Annotated in this window: 20 protein-coding genes and 1 riboswitch; of the genes, 8 read left to right on the top strand and 12 right to left on the bottom strand. The window is 64.4% G+C overall.

The features are described 5' to 3' along the window. Positions 1–6 precede the first annotated feature (6 nt). A complete protein-coding gene (locus AC3D24_RS12835) occupies positions 7–756 on the top strand; it encodes a uracil-DNA glycosylase (RefSeq protein ID WP_489031199.1) in 750 nt (249 codons plus the stop codon). A gap of 208 nt (positions 757–964) precedes the next feature. Here AC3D24_RS12835 and AC3D24_RS12840 read toward each other — a convergent pair whose 3' ends face one another. Beyond that, a complete protein-coding gene (locus tag AC3D24_RS12840; RefSeq protein ID WP_489031201.1) occupies positions 965–1,942 on the bottom strand; it encodes an MBL fold metallo-hydrolase in 978 nt (325 codons plus the stop codon). A gap of 133 nt (positions 1,943–2,075) precedes the next feature. Here AC3D24_RS12840 and AC3D24_RS12845 point away from each other — a divergent pair, with 133 nt between their 5' ends. Continuing rightward, the gene (locus AC3D24_RS12845; protein ID WP_489031203.1) at positions 2,076–2,651 is read left to right on the top strand and encodes a DUF4337 domain-containing protein; all 576 of its coding nucleotides are present in this window, start codon (positions 2,076–2,078) and stop codon (positions 2,649–2,651) included. Positions 2,652–2,779: 128 nt separating this feature from the next. Here the strand turns inward: AC3D24_RS12845 and aguB are convergent, their stop codons facing one another. After that, positions 2,780–3,628, bottom strand: coding sequence for an N-carbamoylputrescine amidase (aguB, locus tag AC3D24_RS12850; protein ID WP_107964167.1), 849 nt, complete (start codon positions 3,626–3,628; stop codon positions 2,780–2,782). Between the two features lie 197 nt (positions 3,629–3,825). On the opposite strand from aguB, the gene ung reads away from it, so the two are divergent. Together ung and AC3D24_RS12860 are read left to right on the top strand one after the other, a co-directional pair. Further along, positions 3,826–4,524, top strand: coding sequence for a uracil-DNA glycosylase (gene ung, locus AC3D24_RS12855; protein WP_489031205.1), 699 nt, complete (start codon positions 3,826–3,828; stop codon positions 4,522–4,524). Beyond that, positions 4,521–4,820 (top strand): alkylphosphonate utilization protein, encoded by a 300-nt coding sequence (locus AC3D24_RS12860; RefSeq protein WP_489031207.1) that lies wholly within the window; start codon positions 4,521–4,523, stop codon positions 4,818–4,820. Before ung ends, AC3D24_RS12860 begins: the two co-directional genes overlap by 4 nt. An 84-nt stretch (positions 4,821–4,904) precedes the next feature. On the opposite strand, the gene AC3D24_RS12865 is transcribed toward AC3D24_RS12860, so the two are convergent. The 9 genes from AC3D24_RS12865 to AC3D24_RS12905 form a co-directional block, all read right to left on the bottom strand. Then, entirely contained in the window at positions 4,905–5,447 is a 543-nt protein-coding gene (locus AC3D24_RS12865) for a hypothetical protein (RefSeq protein WP_489031209.1), read from the bottom strand. 4 nt (positions 5,448–5,451) lie between these two features. After that, complete coding sequence (thiC, locus tag AC3D24_RS12870) at positions 5,452–7,383, bottom strand: phosphomethylpyrimidine synthase ThiC (protein ID WP_489031211.1); 1,932 nt, start codon at positions 7,381–7,383, stop codon at positions 5,452–5,454. A 40-nt stretch (positions 7,384–7,423) separates the two neighbouring features. Beyond that, positions 7,424–7,533, bottom strand: a riboswitch (TPP riboswitch). A 396-nt stretch (positions 7,534–7,929) separates the two neighbouring features. Continuing rightward, entirely contained in the window at positions 7,930–8,811 is an 882-nt protein-coding gene (locus tag AC3D24_RS12875; RefSeq protein ID WP_489031212.1) for an outer membrane protein, read from the bottom strand. A 78-nt stretch (positions 8,812–8,889) separates the two neighbouring features. Further along, positions 8,890–9,945: a ferritin-like domain-containing protein gene (locus AC3D24_RS12880; protein ID WP_489031214.1), complete on the bottom strand. Its 1,056-nt coding sequence runs from the start codon at positions 9,943–9,945 to the stop codon at positions 8,890–8,892. A gap of 61 nt (positions 9,946–10,006) precedes the next feature. After that, complete coding sequence (locus AC3D24_RS12885) at positions 10,007–11,026, bottom strand: ferritin-like domain-containing protein (RefSeq protein WP_489031216.1); 1,020 nt, start codon at positions 11,024–11,026, stop codon at positions 10,007–10,009. Positions 11,027–11,365: 339 nt separating this feature from the next. Then, complete coding sequence (locus AC3D24_RS12890; protein WP_489031218.1) at positions 11,366–12,229, bottom strand: MipA/OmpV family protein; 864 nt, start codon at positions 12,227–12,229, stop codon at positions 11,366–11,368. Between the two features lie 68 nt (positions 12,230–12,297). Then, positions 12,298–12,699, bottom strand: a complete 402-nt coding sequence (locus AC3D24_RS12895) for a DUF2141 domain-containing protein (protein ID WP_489031220.1) — start codon at positions 12,697–12,699, stop codon at positions 12,298–12,300. Then, complete coding sequence (locus AC3D24_RS12900) at positions 12,653–13,465, bottom strand: sterol desaturase family protein (protein ID WP_489033142.1); 813 nt, start codon at positions 13,463–13,465, stop codon at positions 12,653–12,655. Before AC3D24_RS12900 ends, AC3D24_RS12895 begins: the two co-directional genes overlap by 47 nt. 122 nt (positions 13,466–13,587) lie before the next feature. Continuing rightward, a complete protein-coding gene (locus AC3D24_RS12905) occupies positions 13,588–14,628 on the bottom strand; it encodes a hypothetical protein (RefSeq protein ID WP_489031222.1) in 1,041 nt (346 codons plus the stop codon). Positions 14,629–14,994: 366 nt separating this feature from the next. Between AC3D24_RS12905 and AC3D24_RS12910 the strand changes: the two genes are divergently transcribed. Beyond that, entirely contained in the window at positions 14,995–15,159 is a 165-nt protein-coding gene (locus AC3D24_RS12910) for a hypothetical protein (protein ID WP_489031224.1), read from the top strand. 49 nt (positions 15,160–15,208) lie between these two features. Here the strand turns inward: AC3D24_RS12910 and AC3D24_RS12915 are convergent, their stop codons facing one another. Further along, positions 15,209–15,733, bottom strand: a complete 525-nt coding sequence (locus AC3D24_RS12915) for a GNAT family N-acetyltransferase (protein ID WP_489031226.1) — start codon at positions 15,731–15,733, stop codon at positions 15,209–15,211. A gap of 310 nt (positions 15,734–16,043) precedes the next feature. Between AC3D24_RS12915 and crtY the strand changes: the two genes are divergently transcribed. The 3 genes from crtY to AC3D24_RS12930 all read left to right on the top strand — a co-directional run bounded on the left by crtY (position 16,044) and on the right by AC3D24_RS12930 (position 19,451). Next, positions 16,044–17,210, top strand: a complete 1,167-nt coding sequence (gene crtY, locus AC3D24_RS12920; protein ID WP_489031228.1) for a lycopene beta-cyclase CrtY — start codon at positions 16,044–16,046, stop codon at positions 17,208–17,210. After that, positions 17,207–18,685 (top strand): phytoene desaturase, encoded by a 1,479-nt coding sequence (locus AC3D24_RS12925; RefSeq protein ID WP_489031230.1) that lies wholly within the window; start codon positions 17,207–17,209, stop codon positions 18,683–18,685. Before crtY ends, AC3D24_RS12925 begins: the two co-directional genes overlap by 4 nt. 184 nt (positions 18,686–18,869) lie before the next feature. Then, positions 18,870–19,451: an LOG family protein gene (locus AC3D24_RS12930; protein WP_489031232.1), complete on the top strand. Its 582-nt coding sequence runs from the start codon at positions 18,870–18,872 to the stop codon at positions 19,449–19,451. The last annotated feature ends 77 nt before the right edge of the window (positions 19,452–19,528 follow it).

Genomic DNA, 19,528 nt, shown 5'->3' on the forward strand with positions numbered 1-19,528 from the left:
AATCCCATGGATTCCACACCTTACAGCACCGAGCTTCCCGAGCACGCGATCGACTCGGCCGACGACATCGCCGACGACATCGACGTCACGACCGTCTTCGCGCCCATATCTGCACTGCCCGAGACCGAGCCGCCGCACGACTGCCCGCTATGCCCCCGCCTCGTTGCAGTGCGCGAGCAGTTGCGGACCGAGTTCCCGACCTGGTGGAACGCACCGGTTCCCGCGTTCGGCGATCCCTCCGCATGGCTTGGTATCATCGGTCTCGCGCCCGGCAAGCATGGCGCCAACCGTACGGGCCGCGCTTTTACCGGCGATTATTCGGGGCAGTTCCTGTTCGAGACTTTGGGTCGGTTCGGGCTTGCGACCGGGACCTACGGGGCGAAGGCCGAGGACGGACTGGCGCTGGACGGCGCGATCATTCTCAACGCGGTGAAGTGCCTGCCGCCCGAGAACAAGCCGACGCCCGAAGAAATCCGCACGTGCCGCCCGTTCCTGGAAACGCAGGCGGATGCGGTGCCGACGGCGCGGGTGTTCGTCGCGCTGGGGCATATCGCGCATCAGTCGGCGGTGAAGATGCTGGGCGGGCGGCTGCCGAAAGCGCGGTTCGCGCATGGCGCCGAGCACGTGATGCCCGATGGCCGCATCCTGATCGATAGCTTCCATTGCTCGCGCTACAACGTGAATACCGGTGTGCTGACGGCGGAGATGTTCGAAGCGGTGTTCAAGCGGGCGCTGGAGTTGCGCGGGGCGGTTTGAGGTGGAACAACCCTGTTCCGCGGCCTGAGACCCGTTCGGTGATTACTCATTCGAAGACGCGCACCTCCCCGGCGGAGGCCGGGGTCCAGTTGGTGAGGTCGCGGTAACGGAGCGCAACGGCCATTTAGCGGCGTTTCCCAACTGGGCCCCGGCCTCCGCCGGGGAGGTGTTGAAGGGCGGGGCCCTGCATAGCTGCGGCGATCGAATGCTACTCGATCACCCATGCCTCACCTGCTTCGGGCGTACGGAAGCGGGTTGCTGCGATGTGTTCTCGGACGAGCGCCGCGCGGAGATGGTCGGGCGGTTCGTTGATGCCTTCCGCCGTCAGTTCGAACGTGCCCCAGTGGACGCCGATCGCATAGGCCGCGCCGAGTTGCTCGAACGCGGTCACGGCCTGATCCGGGCCGATGTGATTGTCGGTTTCGTGTCCTGCGAAATGATAGGCGCCGATCGGCAGGATCGCGAGCCGGACCGGTCCCGCCGCGCGCGCCTCGATCGCCCAGCGCATGTCGCCCGGCCCGGTGTCGCCCGCGAAATACAGATTGCCGCCGGGCAGCGTCACGGTGAAGCCCGCCCATAACGTCTTGTCGCGGTCGCCGGGATCGTATTCGCTCCAGTGATGCGCGCGGTCGACGATCACGTCGATGCCGGGGCGCAACGTCACGCGGCCGCCCCAGTCCCGAGCGACGGAGCGGATGCCGCTGCGCTTCAGGATCTGGTCGTTGCCTAAACCCGTGACGATCAGCGGCTTGTCGCGGTGCCAGAGCGTTCGCATCGCCCGCATGTCGAGATGGTCGCGGTGATCGTGGCTAAGCAGGATCAGGTCGATCTTCGGCAGATCCTTCAGTCGCACGCCGGGTTCGCGGACGCGCTTCACGCCAAGGAACTGGACCGGCGATGCGCGCTCTACCCAGAGCGGATCGGTCAGGATATTGAGCCCCTGCGTCTGCACCAGCACGGTCGAATGGCCGATCCAGGTGACGCGCATCGTCCGCCCCTCGACGCGGGCCGGCGGACGCGAAGGCGTGACGGGTACGTGCCGTGGCCAGCTGCGATAGGGCGGCTTTACGAGGTTGCGGAACAGCGCGACGGGACCCTGCTTCTGCTCGCCAACGCTACCCTGCACGCCGTCCGGGTTGAAGAAGCGCTGGCCGTCGAAATGATCGCTCGGTGCGACGCCCCTCATCGATGGCGTCGCGCAACCGGCGAGGAGCGCGAGGGCCAACACGGATGCGGAGCGGATGCGGGTCATAGGCGCTAAAAAATATGTCACTCGATCATCAACGTCCAGTCACGCGCAGGATGCGACAGCGGATCGCATGGACGAGGATTACGAAGTGCGAGGCTGGCATGAGCAACTGGCCGAGGAGCGCGCCGAACAGGGCTTCGCGCTGGATCAGCGGATCGCGTTGTTTACCGCCGTGTTGGCGACGCTGGCGGCGGTGACGAGCTTCCTGGGCGGGCATACGCAGAACGAGGCATTACTGCACAAGAACGAGGCGGTGCTGATCAAGGCACAAGCGTCGGATGCTTGGGGCTATTACCAGGCGGAAGACCTGAAGCGGCATCTGGCGGAGATGGAGGTCGATCTGGAACCGACGCGGCCGGACTCGAAGCGGGTTGCAGAGCACCGCGCTGACGTTGCGCGGTATCGGGCACGCGGTACCGAACTGCAGGCTCAGGCACAGGCGCTCGACCGGCAGTCGGCGGCGGCGAATGCGGAGTCGGACGAGGCGCTGCGGCCGCACACGATGCTGGCGCTGGCGGTGACCGCGTTGCAGGTGGCGATCGCGCTTGCCTCGATTACCGCGTTGACTGGGCGGCGCTGGCTGTTGTGGGTTGCGGGTGCCGCCGCACTCGCCGGGGTGGCGCTGGCGGGGTTTGCCTGGCTTTAATCCTCACCCGCTAGGGGGAGGTGTCGCCGAAGGTGACGGAGGGGGCGGATACGCAACCGATGTTGGCGCCGACCTCCCCCTCCGTCTGGCAAGTGCCAGCCACCTCCCCCTGGCGGGGGAGGATCGGGTCAGATGTCCTGGACCAGCCGGCCGTAGAGGTCCGGGCGGCGGTCGCGGAAGAAGCCGAACGCAGCGCGGTGGCGCTTGACGATGTCCAGGTCGATCGTCGCGGTAATCACGCCTTCGTCGTCGCGGCCTAGCTCCGCCAGGATGTCACCACGCTCGTCGGCGATGAAGCTGGTGCCGTAGAAGGTCTGGCCGTGCTCGACACCGACGCGGTTGGCGGCGACGATCGGCACGACGTTGCTGACCGCGTGGCCGACCATCGCGCGGCGCCACAGCCGTGCGGTGTCGAGCGAGGTGTCGTGCGGCTCGCTGCCGATCGCGGTCGGGTAGAACAGGATTTCCGCGCCCATCAACATCATCGCGCGCGCCGTCTCGGGATACCATTGGTCCCAGCAGACGCCGACGCCTAGCTTGCCGGCGGGGTGGGGCCAGACCTTGAAGCCGGTGTTGCCAGGGCGGAAGTAGAATTTTTCCTCATAGCCGGGGCCGTCGGGGATGTGGCTCTTGCGGTAGACGCCCTGCACGTTGCCGTCGGGGCCGATCATCGCGAGGCTGTTGTAATGATGCGGGCCGTCCGCCTCGAAGAAGCTGGTCGGAATGGTGACCTTGAGCGCCTCGGCGAGCGCCTGCATCGCGAGCACCGCCTTGTGTTCGCCGACCGGGGCGGCGTTGGCGAAGAGGCCCTCGTCCTCGACGCGGCAGAAATACTCGCCCTCGAACAGTTCGGGCGGCAGGATCACCTGCGCGCCCTTCGCAGCGGCCTCGTGGACGAGGCGCGACACGTTGGCGATGTTGCGGTCGATGTTGGGCGTGAAGCCCAGCTGCAGCGCGGCGACGGTGATCTCGGTCATGGCGGCGCATATAATGAGGGGGGACGCGATGTGCGAGCCTTTCGCTTCGCATCAAGACCCGCTCGGTCGCCGTTCCCCCGCGGAGGCGGGGGGCCAGGGTTACGGGCGTTGCCCTGCGAGATCCTGGGCCCCCGCCTCCGCGGCGGGACGAGTGGGACGATTGACACTCCCCTGCCCTGTCCGACATGCGACCGGAGATGATGACACCCAACCTCACCGAAAGCTGGCAAGCGCTGCGTGCAGAGTTCGAGGCGCCGTACATGCGGGCGCTCGATGCGTTTCTGGAGGCCGAACGGGCAACGGGGGCTCAAGTATTTCCCGACGATGCTAACCGGTTTCGGGCGCTGGAACTGACGCCTCTCGATCAGGTGCGCGTCGTGATCCTCGGGCAGGATCCGTACCACGGCGAGGGGCAGGCGCATGGGTTAAGCTTTTCGGTCCGCCAAGGCGTGCGGACGCCGCCTAGCCTGGTGAATATCTACAAGGAGCTGGAGGCGGATCTCGGCATTCCGCGGGCACGCCACGGCATGCTCGATCACTGGGCCGCGCAGGGCGTGCTGTTGCTCAACGCGGTGCTGAGCGTGCGGATGGGCGAAGCTGCGTCGCACCAGAAGCGCGGGTGGGAGCGATTCACCGATGCCGTCGTCGCGGCGGTGAATGCGCAGGACAAACCGGTCGTCTTCCTGCTGTGGGGGGCGTATGCGCAGAAGAAGGCGGCGTTCGTCGACGATATCGCGAAGGGCGGGCGGCATCTGGTGATCCAGTCCGCGCACCCGTCGCCGCTGGCCGCGCGGACCGGGTTCTTCGGATCGCGGCCGTTCAGCCGGGCCAATGAATTTCTCGAAACCCATGGGCGCGCGCCGATCGACTGGGCGCTGCCGGAGACCGACCGATGAGCGACGAATATGTGTACGACGAAGCGACCGGCGAGTGGGTTGCGGGCGGTGCGGCGATGGCTGTTGCGGCCGACGACAGTGCGGTCCTGGTACGGGATTCGGTCGGAAACGTGCTCGCGGATGGCGATCAGGTGACGCTGATCAAGGACCTGACCGTGAAGGGTGCGGGGCAGACCTTGAAGCGCGGCACGCTGATCAAGTCGATCCGGCTGACCGGTGACGCGCAGGAGATCGACTGTCGCTACGAGGGGATCAAGGGACTGGTGCTGCGGGCGGAGTTCGTCCGGAAGCGGTAAGGCGCGCGGCTAATCTTCGTACCGTTGGAGACTGTCAGTCCGGAGCAAGTCGCAATTTACCCGACGGAGGCGGCTTGCGCCGCGTTAGCTGAAGCTCGTCCTTGCGACCTGCCATGGCGTATATGGCGGAGGACTGGATCCGGTATTCGCGAAACAGCCGGTCGAGTTTCCGTGAATGCTGAGCGCCCAGTCGATCCGCGATCGCTGGGCAACGAACTGGACGTGCTTTTGCGCCGTTTCCTGAAAATGAGATTGCGCATTGCGGAGCAGTCTCAGCGCGTCGCGATGCTCGCCGAATTCCTCCATGAGCGGAGGTATGCGCAACGCGATGTCCGGAATATCGAGCGGCCTCGCTCTCAGCTCTTTCTCCAGAGGGAGGGCCTCCACACCCTCCATGACGACGTAGAGGCTCGATAGCCAGACCATCAGGAAGTATCGTCGCTCGATCACCTTGGCATGGGACAGGCCGGACGATGTGCCCGCCTTCCTGTCGAGCTTCATGAACTGCTCCAGCATATAATCTGCTGGCTCGAAATAATGCGCGACGAGCCTGAGTATCGGATCGTGGTTACGATGAGGCAGGCCGGCCCCACCGTTCTCTTCGATCCGGCGCCAAGCCTCGTCCATTAGTTCACTCCGCCGGCAAGTAGATTTCGCTGCCCTTCTCGCGGAACCGCTCGCTCATGTCGGCCATGCCTTTTTCGGCTTCGGCGTGAGTGCCCTTGGCGAAGATCGCTCGGTCGGTGTCGGTCTGGTCGACGTCTGCCGCGAGGAACGTGTCCGCTGGCGCGTTCTGCTTCGCCGCGAAGTCTCGCACCTCTTGCGTGATCTTCATCGAGCAGAATTTTGGGCCGCACATCGAGCAGAAGTGGGCGGTCTTGGCGCCTTCTGCCGGCAATGTCTGGTCGTGGTATTGCTCGGCGGTGTTGGGGTCGAGGGAGAGGTTGAACTGGTCTCTCCAGCGGAATTCGAAGCGGGCGCGGGACAGGGCGTCGTCGCGCATCTGGGCGGCGGGATGGCCTTTGGCGAGGTCGGCGGCGTGGGCGGCTAGTTTGTAGGTTATGACCCCGACTTTTACGTCGTCGCGGTCGGGGAGGCCGAGATGCTCCTTCGGCGTGACGTAGCAGAGCATCGCGGTGCCGTACCAGCCGATCATTGCGGCGCCGATACCACTCGTAATGTGGTCGTAGCCGGGGGCTATGTCCGTGGTGAGCGGCCCTAGCGTGTAGAAGGGCGCTTCGCCGCAAACTTCGAGTTGCTTGTCCATGTTCTCCTTGATCTTGTGCATCGGCACGTGGCCGGGGCCTTCGATCATGACCTGGACGTCGCTCTTCCATGCTCGGTGCGTAAGTTCGCCGAGCGTGTAGAGTTCGCTGAACTGCGCTTCGTCGTTGGCGTCGGCGATGCTGCCGGGGCGCAGGCCGTCGCCGAGGCTGTAGGCGATGTCGTAGGCCTTCATGATCTCGGTGATCTCGTCGAAGCGCTCGTAGAGGAAGCTCTCCTTGTGGTGGCTGAGGCACCATTTCGCCATGATCGAGCCGCCGCGCGAGACGATGCCGGTGACGCGCTTCGCGGTCATCGGGATGTAGGCGAGGCGCACGCCGGCGTGGATCGTGAAGTAATCGACGCCCTGCTCGGCCTGCTCGATGAGGGTGTCGCGGAAAATCTCCCAGGTGAGGTCCTCGGCGACGCCGCCGACCTTTTCGAGCGCCTGGTAGATCGGGACGGTGCCGATCGGGACCGGCGAGTTGCGGAGGATCCATTCGCGGGTGTCGTGGATGTTGCGGCCGGTGCTGAGGTCCATCACCGTGTCCGCGCCCCAGCGGATCGACCAGACGAGCTTGTCGACTTCGGCGGCGACGTTGCTGGCGACCGCGGAGTTGCCGATGTTGGCGTTGATCTTGACGAGGAAGTTGCGGCCGATCGCCATCGGTTCGGATTCGGGGTGGTTGATGTTGTTGGGGATGATCGCGCGGCCGCGGGCGATCTCGTCGCGGACGAATTCGGGGGTTACGAAATCGGGGATCTGTGCGCCGAAGGATTCGCCGTCTCGCTTGTAGTCTTTCAGCATGGCGCGGCCGAGGTTTTCTCGGGTGGCGACGTATTCCATTTCGGGGGTGATGATGCCTCGGCGGGCGTAGTGCATCTGGCTGACGTTGGCGCCGGCGCGCGCGCGAAGGGGGCGCTTGATGGTGGCGGGGAACTGGGGGACGCCGCCCGAGCGATCGGGGCCTAGCTGGCCGTTGTCTTCGGGGCGGAGTTCTCGGGCTTCGTAGGATTCCACGTCGCCTCTGGCTTCGATCCAGGCGCGGCGGAGTTGGGGGAGGCCGGCGTTGATGTCGATTGTCGCGCGGGGGTCCGTGTAGGGGCCGCTGGTGTCGTAGATGCGTAGCGGGGGTTCGCTGCAGGATGGGTCTAGGACGATCTCGCGCATGGCTACGCGGACGTCTGGGCTGGTCGGGACCGCGACGTGGATTTTGCGCGAGCCTCGGATCGGGCCGGTGGTTACGCCGATGTCTGCGGTTGCTGCGGGCTTTTCGGTGCGTGCTTCGTAATCGGCCATGCGCTTGCTCCTACGGGTCTCGGAGCAAAGGTTTACGGTTCTGTGGCGACCGCTCCCTCCCTCCGCCGGTATCAACCGGATCAGGTTCAGCGGGTCGAAGGCTCCTGCCTTCCTCTCAAGCGCGGATAAGCGCTCCCCCGGGGTGGGGTGAGCATAGGGGGCTGGGGGTGGGGTGCAATGGGAAAAGCGGGTTGGCGGTGCGGGGTGTGCGAGGCTCAGTGATTATTGCACGCTCGATAATGCTCCACCCCGGCGAAGGCCGGGGCCCAATTGGGGGACGGCGATAACGACGCGATGTGCTTCGTTATATCCGCCTTGCCAATTGGGCCCCGGCCTTCGCCGGGGTGGTGGTAGTGGGGGGCGGGTTTTTGATGGTGAGCGCACGCTTGCTGAAACGGAAAAGGCCGCTGCCCGGGTTGGGGCAACGGCCTTTTCCTTACTCCGCGCGCCGTCAGTCGTTAGCTAAGCTACGCCTTGTGGCGTGCTTTGCTGCGCTGGCCGGGCTGGGGCGAGTCCTGCGCCAAGTTGGTGCAGGCCGCCCGGCGCCTAGAACCTGAAGCTCACCGTGCCACGCAGGCTGTGCCAACGGAAATATTCGTCGCTGCGGCGGAAGGTGGTGCCGGTGGTATTGGGGGCGATCAGGAAGGGGTTGTTGGCGAGCAACACCGGGCTGCCGGCAAGCGCGGTGCCGGCCGTTACCTGGACGCGGGCGTCGTTGTCCTGATACTGGTGGTACATGTATTCCATGCCGATCGAGATGTTCTTGGTCAGCTTCTGCTCGATGCCGCCGCCGCCGAGAATGCCCCACTGGTTCTTCGAACCGGTCGCCGCGAACGCGTTGGCGGTGTTGGTGGTGAAGAACAGATTGTCGATCTTGGCATAGCCCGCGCCGAACGTGCCGTAGAACAGCGTGGTGTTGATGGCATAGCCCGCGCGACCGCGGACCGAGGCTTCCCAGTCGACCTTGCGCGACATGGTGTAGCTGGCGGGCGTGGTCGAGAAACCGGAGGTGCTGTCGGTGATGTCGGTCTTGCCGAATTCGCCGACGACGCCGACGACGATGTTGCCGCGCTGTGCGTCGAAGCCGGCACGACCGTAATAGGCCCAGCCGTCATCGTCGTTGCGGCAACCATAGGCCGCCGCACCGGTGCGCGCGGAGCCGTTGCAGAAGCCCGGCGAGAAGGCGTTGGCGCCGGTGATGGTGTTGACGTTCTCGTTGAAATTGCCGTCGCCGTTGCGATCGAACAGGATCGACGAGCCGACGTCGTTCTTCTGGACGTCATACCCGCCGGCCGCGCCGACATAGACGCCCGAGAACGGACGGTCCGCGGTAGTTTCCTGCGAGAACAATTGCGCCTGGGCCGGAACGGCAAAAAGGCCCGCGACGGTAAGGCCGGCGAGCGTCGTGAGCTTCGTAAGGTGCTTCATGGTCGTTCCCCAAACAAGGATCGCGGCGCTCCTGAATGCGCCGCGATCCGAGGTTTCTGATTTAGTCGGTGGCTGCGATCACGCGTTGGCGCCGCTGGTCCGCAGTGAATCGAGGCGGTTGTTCGTCCCGTTGGGGAAGAAGCCGCCGCCGATCCGTGCCGTGGGCGTCAGGTAGACGATGTTGTGCACCTGAGCGACCGAGCGGCTGTACGCCAGGCCGTTGGCATCGGTCGGCACGATGTTCGAGATCGTCGGATCCGAACCGGTGATGCCCTGATCGTCGTCGCCGATCACGCCCGTCGTCGCGTTGGTGACGGTGCCGTCGAGGCTGTCGCGTGCGTCGCTGATCTGGTTGGCGGCGGTAATCAGCGACGGGATCGGGTTCGGCGTCTGCAGACCCTTGCGGTACAGGATCGTACGGATCAGCCCTGCATGATACGCCTCTGCCGCGAGGATGCCGGCGGCCGCCTCGAGATAGGTCTTGTTGGCGATCAGCGGTGCGGCACCCTTGTAGGCCGAAACGCCGACGTCCTCGAAGATGTACGCGCCGAGCAGGAAGCTGTTGTCGTCGGCATAGGGGTTGAACACGCCCGTCGCACCGATGACGCCGGCCGCACGGGCGGCTGCCGTGAACGCGCCCGGCGCGGCTGCCGTGCCGACCGAGATATCGATCGCGGGCTGGGCGACGGCGGCAGTGCCGAGAGCCGAGCGCAGGAAGGCGACGTGTGCGACTTCGTCGATCGCGATTTCGCGCGCATACTCACGGACGACGGCGTCCTGGAACGGCACCTGTGCGCCGCCGGTGACGGCGCCCTGCGTACCGATGCCGGTCAACAGGCTGGCGTTCAGGCCGACGCCGAATGCCGCGAACGCGTAGAACTGCGCTTCGAGATATTCGAGGTTCAGTGCGACGTTGAGCACGTCGGCATCGTTGAGTGCGGCTGCCGGGGTCGGCGTGGGCGTCGGCGTCGGCGCAGGCGCGAGATCGGAATCGTCATTGCCGCAAGCCGAAAGCAGGCTTGCACCACCGATGGCGAGGGCCGAACCGCCGGCGAAGCGGAGGAAGCCGCGGCGTTCGTTACGGCGGGCGGCGATCGCGTCGAATATCTCGAGCTTGGTATTGAGATCGGTCATTGGGTTAATCCCCTGAATAGCGAAGAAGAGCGTTTGGCGAGGCTGCGATCAGACGGATCGATCAGGCTGCCGCGATGCTCGTCTTGATGTTGCCGTTCATGCCGTTCGGGTAAAACCCGCCGGCAGATGCCGCACCGCTGTTGAGATAGACGATGTTGAGCACCTGGCTCGTCGAGCGGCTGTAGGCGACGCCGTTGCTGTCGAGCGGGACGATGTTCGACACGGTCACCGCGGCCTGCGTGGTGGCGAGGTTGATCGGCGTCGCGCTGTACGACGAGATGCCCTGATCGATATCGTTGGTGCCGAAGATCGTCGTGTTGGCGCCGCCGCCGTCGAGGCTGTCGCGGGCCTTCGAAATAGCATCTGCGGACGTCCGCAGCGACGGGGTCGCGATACCCTTGCCGTATAGCGTCGTGCGAACGATCGCGGCGTGATACGCCTCGACTGCGAGCAGCCCGGCGGCGGCCTCGAGATACGCCTTGCTGGTGAGCAGCGGGGCAGCGCCCTTGTACGCGGTCACGCCGACGTCTTCGAAGATGAACGCGCCGAGCAGGAAGGCCTCGTCGGTGGCGTAGGGATCGAATGCCGTGCCAGCGGGAACGAGCCCGGCGGCCTGGGCGGCGAGCGAGAAGGCGCTGGTCGGTGAGACGCTGACGTCGATCACCGGCTGCGCCACGGCGGCGGTGCCGAGCGCGGTGCGGAGGAACTTGACGTGCGCGATCTCGTCCTGCGCGATCTCACGCGCGTACTGACGGACGATCGGATCGGTGAAATTGACCTGGCGACCACCACGGACCGCACCCTGGTTGCCGGTGCCGGAGAGCAGGCTGTTGTCGAGCCCGGTGCCGTAGGCGGCATAGGAATAGAATTGCGCCTCGAGATATTCGAGGTTGAGCGCGAAGTTGAGGACGTCGGCGTCGGTGACGGACTGGGCCGCAGCCGAAGTGGAGAACGAGAGCGCGGTCGCACCCGCTGCGGTGATCGCAGCAGCGCCGAGCGCGTTCTTGAAGAAGTCACGCCGGTCGTTGCGTCGCTCTACGCGGGCATCGAGGGCTTCGATCAGGTGCACGCTCTCAGTCATATTCAGGGTCCTCCCCTTGCTGTTGCGGACGTCGATATGCTCTGCGGCCATCGCGCAATCGACCAGCACCAGACGAGGTTCGAATTAACGAACCCGATCGTAACACCCTCGATTGCGGACATAAAAAAAGCCGTCCGCGTCGAGTAACGACTGCGGACGGCTTTTGGATGCAGGGTTCAAGACCCTATCGAAAATAATTAGATCAGACGGGAACGGCTTACGTTTCCTTGCTCTCCCGCGAAGGAGGAAGCCCAATATGGGCCCGACCTTTGCGGGGAAACGAGCCCTCCAGCCTGACAGAATTGCGGCGGCCCTTGGTCACGCCGACCGTCTATGGCTTCAGAAGGTGTAGGTCAGTCCGACAGCGCCCAACCACTGATCCGCATCGCCGACGTCGGCAACGATCGGGCTGTCCTTGTACTTGCCGAGCATGCGACCATAGAGCACGCCTGCGCCGACGCCGAAGCCGCGACGCAGATCGCCCGACAGGCTCTGCAGCACGAAGAACGACGCATTGACCCGACGGAAGCCGCTATCGTTGATATCGTAGGTGCGCAGGCCACTGGCCAGCGTGCCGATCGGCGTTACCGCCGCATAAGTGCGGCCGAAGCCCTTGCCGGCATAGTCCGCGGCAACGCCGAGCGAGACAAGCGTGCGGATCGAGAGCGGCGTCGTATAGTTGATCTGCGGCGTGATGACGTAGCTGTCGTACGTGCCCGAAACGTCGTGGACATAGGCGACGCGCGCGGTGAGCGTATCGTAATCACTGGTGATCACACCGGTCTTGGCGATGCCGACATAGCCGCCGAGTTCATACGCGGTGTCGATCTTGCCGAGTGCGCGGACCTGACGATTGTCGACCTTGCCGGTGCGATCGGTGCGGATGCCGCCGATGACGCCGAGTTCGTAACTGATGCCGACATCGCTATTGGTCGGGATCAGGTTCACATAAAGCTGCGTGCCGCGCGTGAAGAAGTCATGGCCGGCGACCTTACCGATCGCGACCGCGCCCGGCGTCCACGAATTGCTGTCTGCGCCCTCGTAATCGGGCAGCGACGCGACACCGACGCCGACCGTGACGCGGTAGTTGTCGGGGCCGAGATCGGGGGCCGGCGTCGGCGGTGCGGAGTTCTGGGCGAGAGCCGGGGTGGCGATCGCCAATGCCGCGGTTGCGGCAGTCAGGACTAGAGAGAATGCGCGCAAGGAAATGCTCCGGAGAAAAGGTTCCATCGCGGAACGAAGTGAAAGTGGTTTCGGTCCGTCATGATCCGTCAGAAGATGTAACGCATCTTCACCTGTTGCATTTCAGCATCACCGGCGACCATGAACCGGGCTGCGGAAAAGCGTGGCGGACCGAACCGGACAGCAGCATCGCGCGAAAAACCATAGCCCTCGCGCGGGATGCCGGCGAAGGTGTCGAGCTTGGCGTTGCTGTTCTCGTCATGGATCACCGCGAGCGCGTAACCGCGCTGGGGAAGGCCTGGAAAACTGGTAGTGTGCACGCTGGCGGGCAGCGAGCGGGTGAGCGCGTTGGCATCGTCGACACAGGCCGGGAAGTTCTTGGGGTCGGCGGTGAGGCAGATTCGGATCAGGCCCTTTGCCGAGCGGAGATTGTCGACCTCGACGTCAAGCCGCGTGACCGGCGCCGCCGCTGCCAGCATCGCCCAGGCCATTCCGGCCGCCGCTACCAACCGCAGCTTTCGCCCGCGCCCTGGCATGCGATTTCGCGAAATCGCCAAGGCCTCGGTCGGTGCCGCAGAGCCGATCCCAGACTCGGAAATATAGCCCATAATTGCATCCGTATTGTTCATGATGACGCTGATGGTGGCTGGCCGTTATCAGCCATCCTCCCAATGCTCCCCGCCACATGAACCGCGGGAATATCTCCCATCCCATGTGATTGGTTACTCCCATAACCGTCATGATGGTCAGGACCAGCCCCAGCGCGCCGACATTGATCGGAATCAAGAACACCAGTAGCGGAATTATCACAGCGCCGGTGATCGCCTCGATCGGGTGGAACGCCATCGCCGCCCAGGCCGTCGGCGGGCGGCTGGCATGATGCACCGCGTGCGCGAGCTTGAACGGCGCCGGCCGGTGCATCCAGCGATGCGTCCAGTAGAACCACGTATCGTGCGCGAACAGGAACAGCAGCACCGACACCGGCAGATACCAGAGCGGATAGGCGTGGACGTCGGTATAGACGCGCGTCCAGCCGCGATTCTGCCAGCCCCAGGCGACGATCCCCGCGGGCACGCCGTAGATCGCGGCGGAGGCGATGCTCCACAGAATTTCGCGCCGCATCTGTACGTCGAGGCCGCGGTAAAGGCCGGGATGGCGGGCGCGGGTCGCCGCGGCGAACGCGCCGGAGACGATCAGATAGCGGATTCCGACGATCGCGGTCATCGCCGCGGCGGAGAGGAGGATGGCGAGCCACATGAGGCTCTTATAGGGCGTTTGCGCGCCGGGGTAATGGGGCTCCAGCTCAAGATCGAGCCTTGGAGCGCCGGGCTCGTCGCCTGCCTGCCAAGTCACCCCGGCTTGCGCCGGGGTGAGAAAGGTCAAACGGTCAGGTAGGTCACGTCGCTGCCCACCGGAATGATGTAATCGACCGGCATGTCGCCGACGGCGAGCAGCTTGCCCGACGCAAGATCGACCAGGTGATGGTTCGGGAACACCTCGTGCGCAGGCCGTGCGAAGGCGGCGAAGGCGTCGTCGTCGGACTGTTTGACGATCGACGCGCTCATCGCCAGGCTAAAGGTGGGAAGCGGTGTCCCGCCATTGGCATAATAGCTGTAGCTGATCGGCGAGGTCCAGTTCGCGGGGATCTCCAACGGTAGGAAGAAGCCGATCTGGCCCGAGGATGGGACGACCGTCTTCGGCAGGCTGATGACGGTCCCGTCGGGCAACGGCGTGCCGCACGAAAACGAGACTTCCGAACCGACCGGAAGCCCGGTGCACGTCAGCGACATATGGATCGACGATGCCGTGCTCGACGCGGGGTAGACCGTCGAGTTGGTGAAGGTGGCCGAGCTGCTCGCCCATTGCACATTATGCCAGCCGGTGCCGCCGGTGTTGCCGATCCAGGCGGCAAGATCGTCGAGCGACGAGACCGCGTTGGGCGGCTGCTGGGTCGAGAACGGCACCGCCGGTGTCGAGATGAAACCGATCAAGCAATAATGCTGGTCGGTCGTGGGCGGCACCCAGGAAAAGGGATCGGTCGTGACGCCGATTCCGTTCGGCGCTATCGATGCGATCGGACTGACATTGGCGCCACGCGATGTCTGCATCGCGTTCTGCAGCCATTGGACCGGATAGAGGAACAACGATTGCGGTGCATAGAACACCCGTGCCTCGGCGGTCGTCGCACTGCTATCGAGGTTGATACCGCGCACGTAGAAATAGTTCGGCGCGTTCTCGACCACCGGTTGCGTAGGATCGGTCGCATAGCTTGCTGCGGCGCTGAAAGTGCCTTGTGGATCGGCGATCGGCGCGGTGCCGGCGGCGATGAGATCGGGCGTGGCGGTCCACCCGCCGGTGCGAGGGATCAGCCCCTGATCGGAGAGATTCTGTCGCAAAAGAACACTGGTGTATTGGGCCACTGAAACTTCCTTCGATAAAATCGAGACTATCTCGCTCGAAAATCACGATATCATTGGATCAGCAAAGTTCAGCCTCAACAGCAGGATTGCATGTCGATATCGGCACCCGTCAGAACAACTTGTGCGACATCCGTCTACATCGGTTTTCCGTACAAAAAAATGGAACATTATCCATACTGAATGATTCATATATTATGGCATCATTCTGAATGCATTTAATCTATATTAACGAACCTCGGTGAGTGATCGGTCGATCGGCTCGCGGCTCCGTAAGCAGGATAAGGTCAAAGCCACTATGCAACGGCGCGAATCGCTGTAACTTCGACCACCAGAGCAGGACGACCTGCCGGATTCGGAGAGAGATGCATGGCAAATCGCAGCGATGTCGCGAGCAAGGACCATAAGGGCCTGATCTATATTATCACTGGCGGGATCCTGGCGGTCGGCGTCTTGATGATGGCATTCTATGGCCATCACGGCGATTCGGTTGCTCCGACTGCCCACCCCGCGACCGTCACCGCGCAGAGATAACGGGCGGGCTTAACGAGCCTCGCGCTCGAAAATCAGGATCGGGCGAAGATCAGGATCGGGCGAAGATCAGGATCGGGGCGTCGCGGTAGATGCCTTCGATTTGGAGGCAATAGCCGAGGCGCTTGGCGAGCTTGATCGAAGGCGCGTTAGCGGGGTCTATGATGCAGACCGTCCGCGGTATACGCGCGTCGGCCCAGGCGAGGACCGCGGCGAGTGCTTCTGACGCATAGCCCTGGCCTTGCATGTCGCCCGTGAGCGTCCAGCCCATTTCCGGAGTCGCGTCGATCGCCGGCATGATCGCCCTGCGCGCCTCGATCAGGCCGAGTTCGCCGATCAGGCGGCCGGTAGCGGTGTCGCGCGCGATCCAGCTGCCATAGCCGAACAGCGTCCATTGACCGATCGAGCGGAGCAGGCGGATCCAGACGTCCTCGCGAGACCGGGGCTGGCCGCCGATCATGGTGTAGACACGCGGGTCGGTCCACATCGCGGCGCAGTCGTCGAGGTCGGTGGCGGCGTGGCCGGTCAGGGTCAGGCGAGCGGTGGTCAGCGTGGGGGCGGATGTGGGCGTGGGCATGGAGAGCAGGCTAGCGGCATTGGCGGGTGGAGGGGAACACCCCTGGCCTCACCTTTTCACGGCAGAGGCGCCGCGATCTTCAATCCACCCCCATCGGGGGGGGGTGGCGACGAAGGCGAAGGAGGGGGCGGACACGCAGCAGGCGTTACCTCTTTCCGCCCCCTCCGTCTGGTAAGTGCCAGCCACCTCCCCTGGCGGGGGAGGATCGTGCGCCCTGCCCTCGCAGGCTCCCGGCAACGCAGATTGTCTTCGGCGGTGATTGCTTTGGAAAGGTTGTTTTCGTGCCCCCCGCTTTGCGCTAACCGAAGGCATGGCATCGACGATCTCCTGCGACGTCGCGATCGTTGGCGCGGGTTTGGCCGGCGGGATGATCGCGCTGGCGTTGAAAGCAAAACACCCGGCGTTGGACGTGCGGCTGATCGACTCGGCGCAAGACGTCGGCGGCAATCATTTGTGGTCGTTCTTCGGCAGCGACGTGGCGCAGGCGGATCGCTGGATCGTCGCGCCGCTCGTGGTGCATGCGTGGCGTGGCTATGATGTGCGCTTTCCGGCGCATGCGCGGACGATCGATGCGACCTATTACTCGATCGAGAGCAGCAAGCTGGATCGCGAAGTGCGGCGTGTCCTGCCCGCTCATGCCTTGATGCTGGGGCGGAAAGTATCGGGCGCAAGTGCGACGGCGGTGGTGCTGGCGGATGGCGACCGGATCGAGGCGACCGGCGTGATCGATGCGCGTGGGCCAGGCGACCTGTCGCTGCTCGATCTCGCTTGGCAGAAGTTTCTCGGGCGCGAACTGGCGCTAGCGGTGCCACACGCAAGCCCGCGGCCCATGGTGATGGATGCGACGATCCCGCAGATCGACGGGTATCGGTTCGTCTATTGCCTGCCGTTCTCAGCCGACCGGATGTTCGTCGAGGACACCTATTATAGCGACACGCCCGATCTCGATATTCCGGTGCTGGGCGGGCGGATCGACGACTATGTCGGTGTGCGCGGCTGGGACGTAGAGAGCGTCGTTCGCGAGGAGTCCGGCGTGCTCCCGGTCGCGATGGGCGGCGATTTCGAGGCGTATTGGCGTTCGGGTGGTGCTCGGGTGGCCAAGGCCGGCATGCGTGCGGGGATGTTCCATCCGACTACGGGGTACTCGCTGCCCGACGCGGTTCGGACTGCTTCCATGCTGGCGAGCCTTAGCGATTTCTCGGGCGTGAAACTCCACGATGCGACGCATGCGATGGCGCGGGCGACGTGGAAGTCGCGCGGCTTCTACCGGATGCTCGACACGATGTTGTTCCGCGCCGCCGAACCCGAGGAACGCTACCGCATCCTCGAGCGCTTCTACCGCCTCTCGCCATCGCTCATCGGCCGTTTCTACGCCGGACGCTCGACGCTTTCCGACAAGGCGCGCGTTCTGACCGGCAAGCCCCCCGTCCCCATCGTGCGCGCCGTCCGCGCCATCGCAGGCAGTATGTCATCATGAAGACCGCAATAGTCATCGGCGCAGGTTTCGGCGGGCTGGCGCTCGCGATCCGGCTGCAATCCGCGGGCGTGCAGACGACGATCGTCGAGAGCCGCGACAAGCCGGGTGGGCGCGGGTATTATTGGGAACGCGACGGCTTCACCTTCGACGCGGGGCCGACCGTCATCACCGATCCGGACTGCCTGCGCGAACTGTGGGCGCTGACCGGGCGCGACATGAGCGAGGACGTGACGCTCGATCCGGTGCTGCCGTTCTATCGCCTCAACTGGCCCGATGGGACGAATTTCGACTATACCAACGATGACGTGCAGATGCGCGCCGAGATCGAGAAGCTGCATCCCGGCGACTGGGCGGGATACGAGAAGTTCCTGCAATATTCGGCGGGCGTGTTTCACGAGGGCTATGAGAAGCTCGGCCATGTCGCGTTCCTCGACTTCGGGTCGATGATCAAGGCGGCGCCCGCGCTGGCGAAATACCAGGCGTGGCGGTCGGTCTATTCGATCGTGTCGAGCTTCGTGAAGTCGGAAAAGCTGCGCGAGGCGTTGTCGTTCCACACGCTGCTGGTCGGCGGCAATCCGATGACGACGAGCGCGATCTATGCGCTGATCCACAAGCTCGAGCGTGACGGCGGCGTGTGGTTCGCACGCGGCGGGACCAATCGTCTGGTCGCGGCGCTGGTGACGCAATTCGAGCGCCTGGGCGGCGTGCTGCGGCTCGACGACCCGGTGACGTCGATCGAGACTCTGGGCGATCGCGCGACCGGGGTTACGTGCGCGAGCGGCTGGTCGGGTCAGGCGGATGCGATCGCCGCGAACAGCGACATCATGCACACCTATCGCGACCTGCTGGCCACGTCGCGGAGTGCGAAGCGCAAGACCGGGTCGCTCGAGCGGAAGAAATATTCGCCGTCGCTGTTCGTGGTGCATTTCGGGATCAAGGGCACGTGGCCGGGCATTCCGCACCACATGATCCTGTTCGGGCCGCGCTATAAGGGGCTGCTCGAGGACATTTACGACCACGGCGTGCTGAGCGAGGACTTCTCGCTGTATTTGCATCACCCGACCGTGACCGATCCTTCGCTGGCGCCGGAGGGGTATTCGACCTTCTATGCCCTCGCGCCGGTGCCACATCTGGGGAAGTTTCCGGTCGACTGGGACGAGATCGCGCCGATCCTGGAGAAGCGCATCCTCGATGAGATCGGTCGGCGGTTGATTCCGGATATCCATGAGCGGATCGTGACGAAGTTCTCCTACGCCCCGAAGGATTTCGCGGAGGACCTGAACGCGCATCTGGGATCGGCGTTCTCGCTCGAGCCGGTGCTGACGCAGAGCGCGTATTTCCGCGTGCATAACCGCGACGAGCATATTCCGAATATGTACTTCGTGGGCGCTGGGACGCATCCGGGTGCGGGCATTCCGGGTGTTGTCGGGAGCGCGAAGGCTACCGCTCGGTTGATGCTTGAGGGTGAGAAGTAAGAGATCTTTCGCGCAGAGGCGCAGAGGACGCTGAGGTGTTGCGCGTGTCTCGGAGCGACTGTCCGCCAATTTGGAATTGGGCGTTAATGCCCGTTCCGGGCGGCTCTGCTCCGCGCTCTCTGCGCCTCTGCGCGAACAAAATCTTTCCTTGCGGCACCCCGCGCGCTTCCCCTAGCGAGGCAGGATGAAGAGACTTGCTGTGTATTGCGGGTCGGCGACGCCGGCTGATCCCACCTATATCGAGGGCGCTCGGGCGCTTGGGCGCGCCTTTGCCGCGCGGGGGATCGGCCTTGTTTATGGCGGCGGGCGGACAGGGCTGATGGGCGCGATCGCGGATGGCGCCCTGGAGGGCGGCGGCGAGGTTATTGGGGTTATTCCTCAGGCGCTGGTCGATGCGGAGGTTGCGCATCGGGGGCTTACCGAGTTGCACGTCGTCAGCGGGATGCATCAGCGCAAGCAGATGTTCACCGATCTCTCCGATGGGTTCGTGACGATCCCGGGGGGCACGGGGACGATGGACGAGCTGTGGGAGGCGCTGAGCTGGGCGCAGCTTGGCTATCATGCGGATCCGGTGGGGTTGCTGAATACCGCAGGCTATTATGATCACCTGATCGCGTTCTGGGAGAAGATGGGCGAGGTTGGGTTCTTGCGGCCGCAGCACCGGGATTTGCTGATCGTGGCGGATACGCTGGACGTGCTGCTCGACCGGATGGCGGAGCATGTGCCGACGCAGCCGATCGTGCGGATGAACGCGTCGGATCTGTGAGCTTCGAACCACACCCCGACACCCTGCTCCACCCCGGCGGAGGCCGGGGCCCAATTGGGAAACGTGAATTGGTTCGC

The organism is Sphingomonas sp. SL1004, assembly GCF_057815015.1.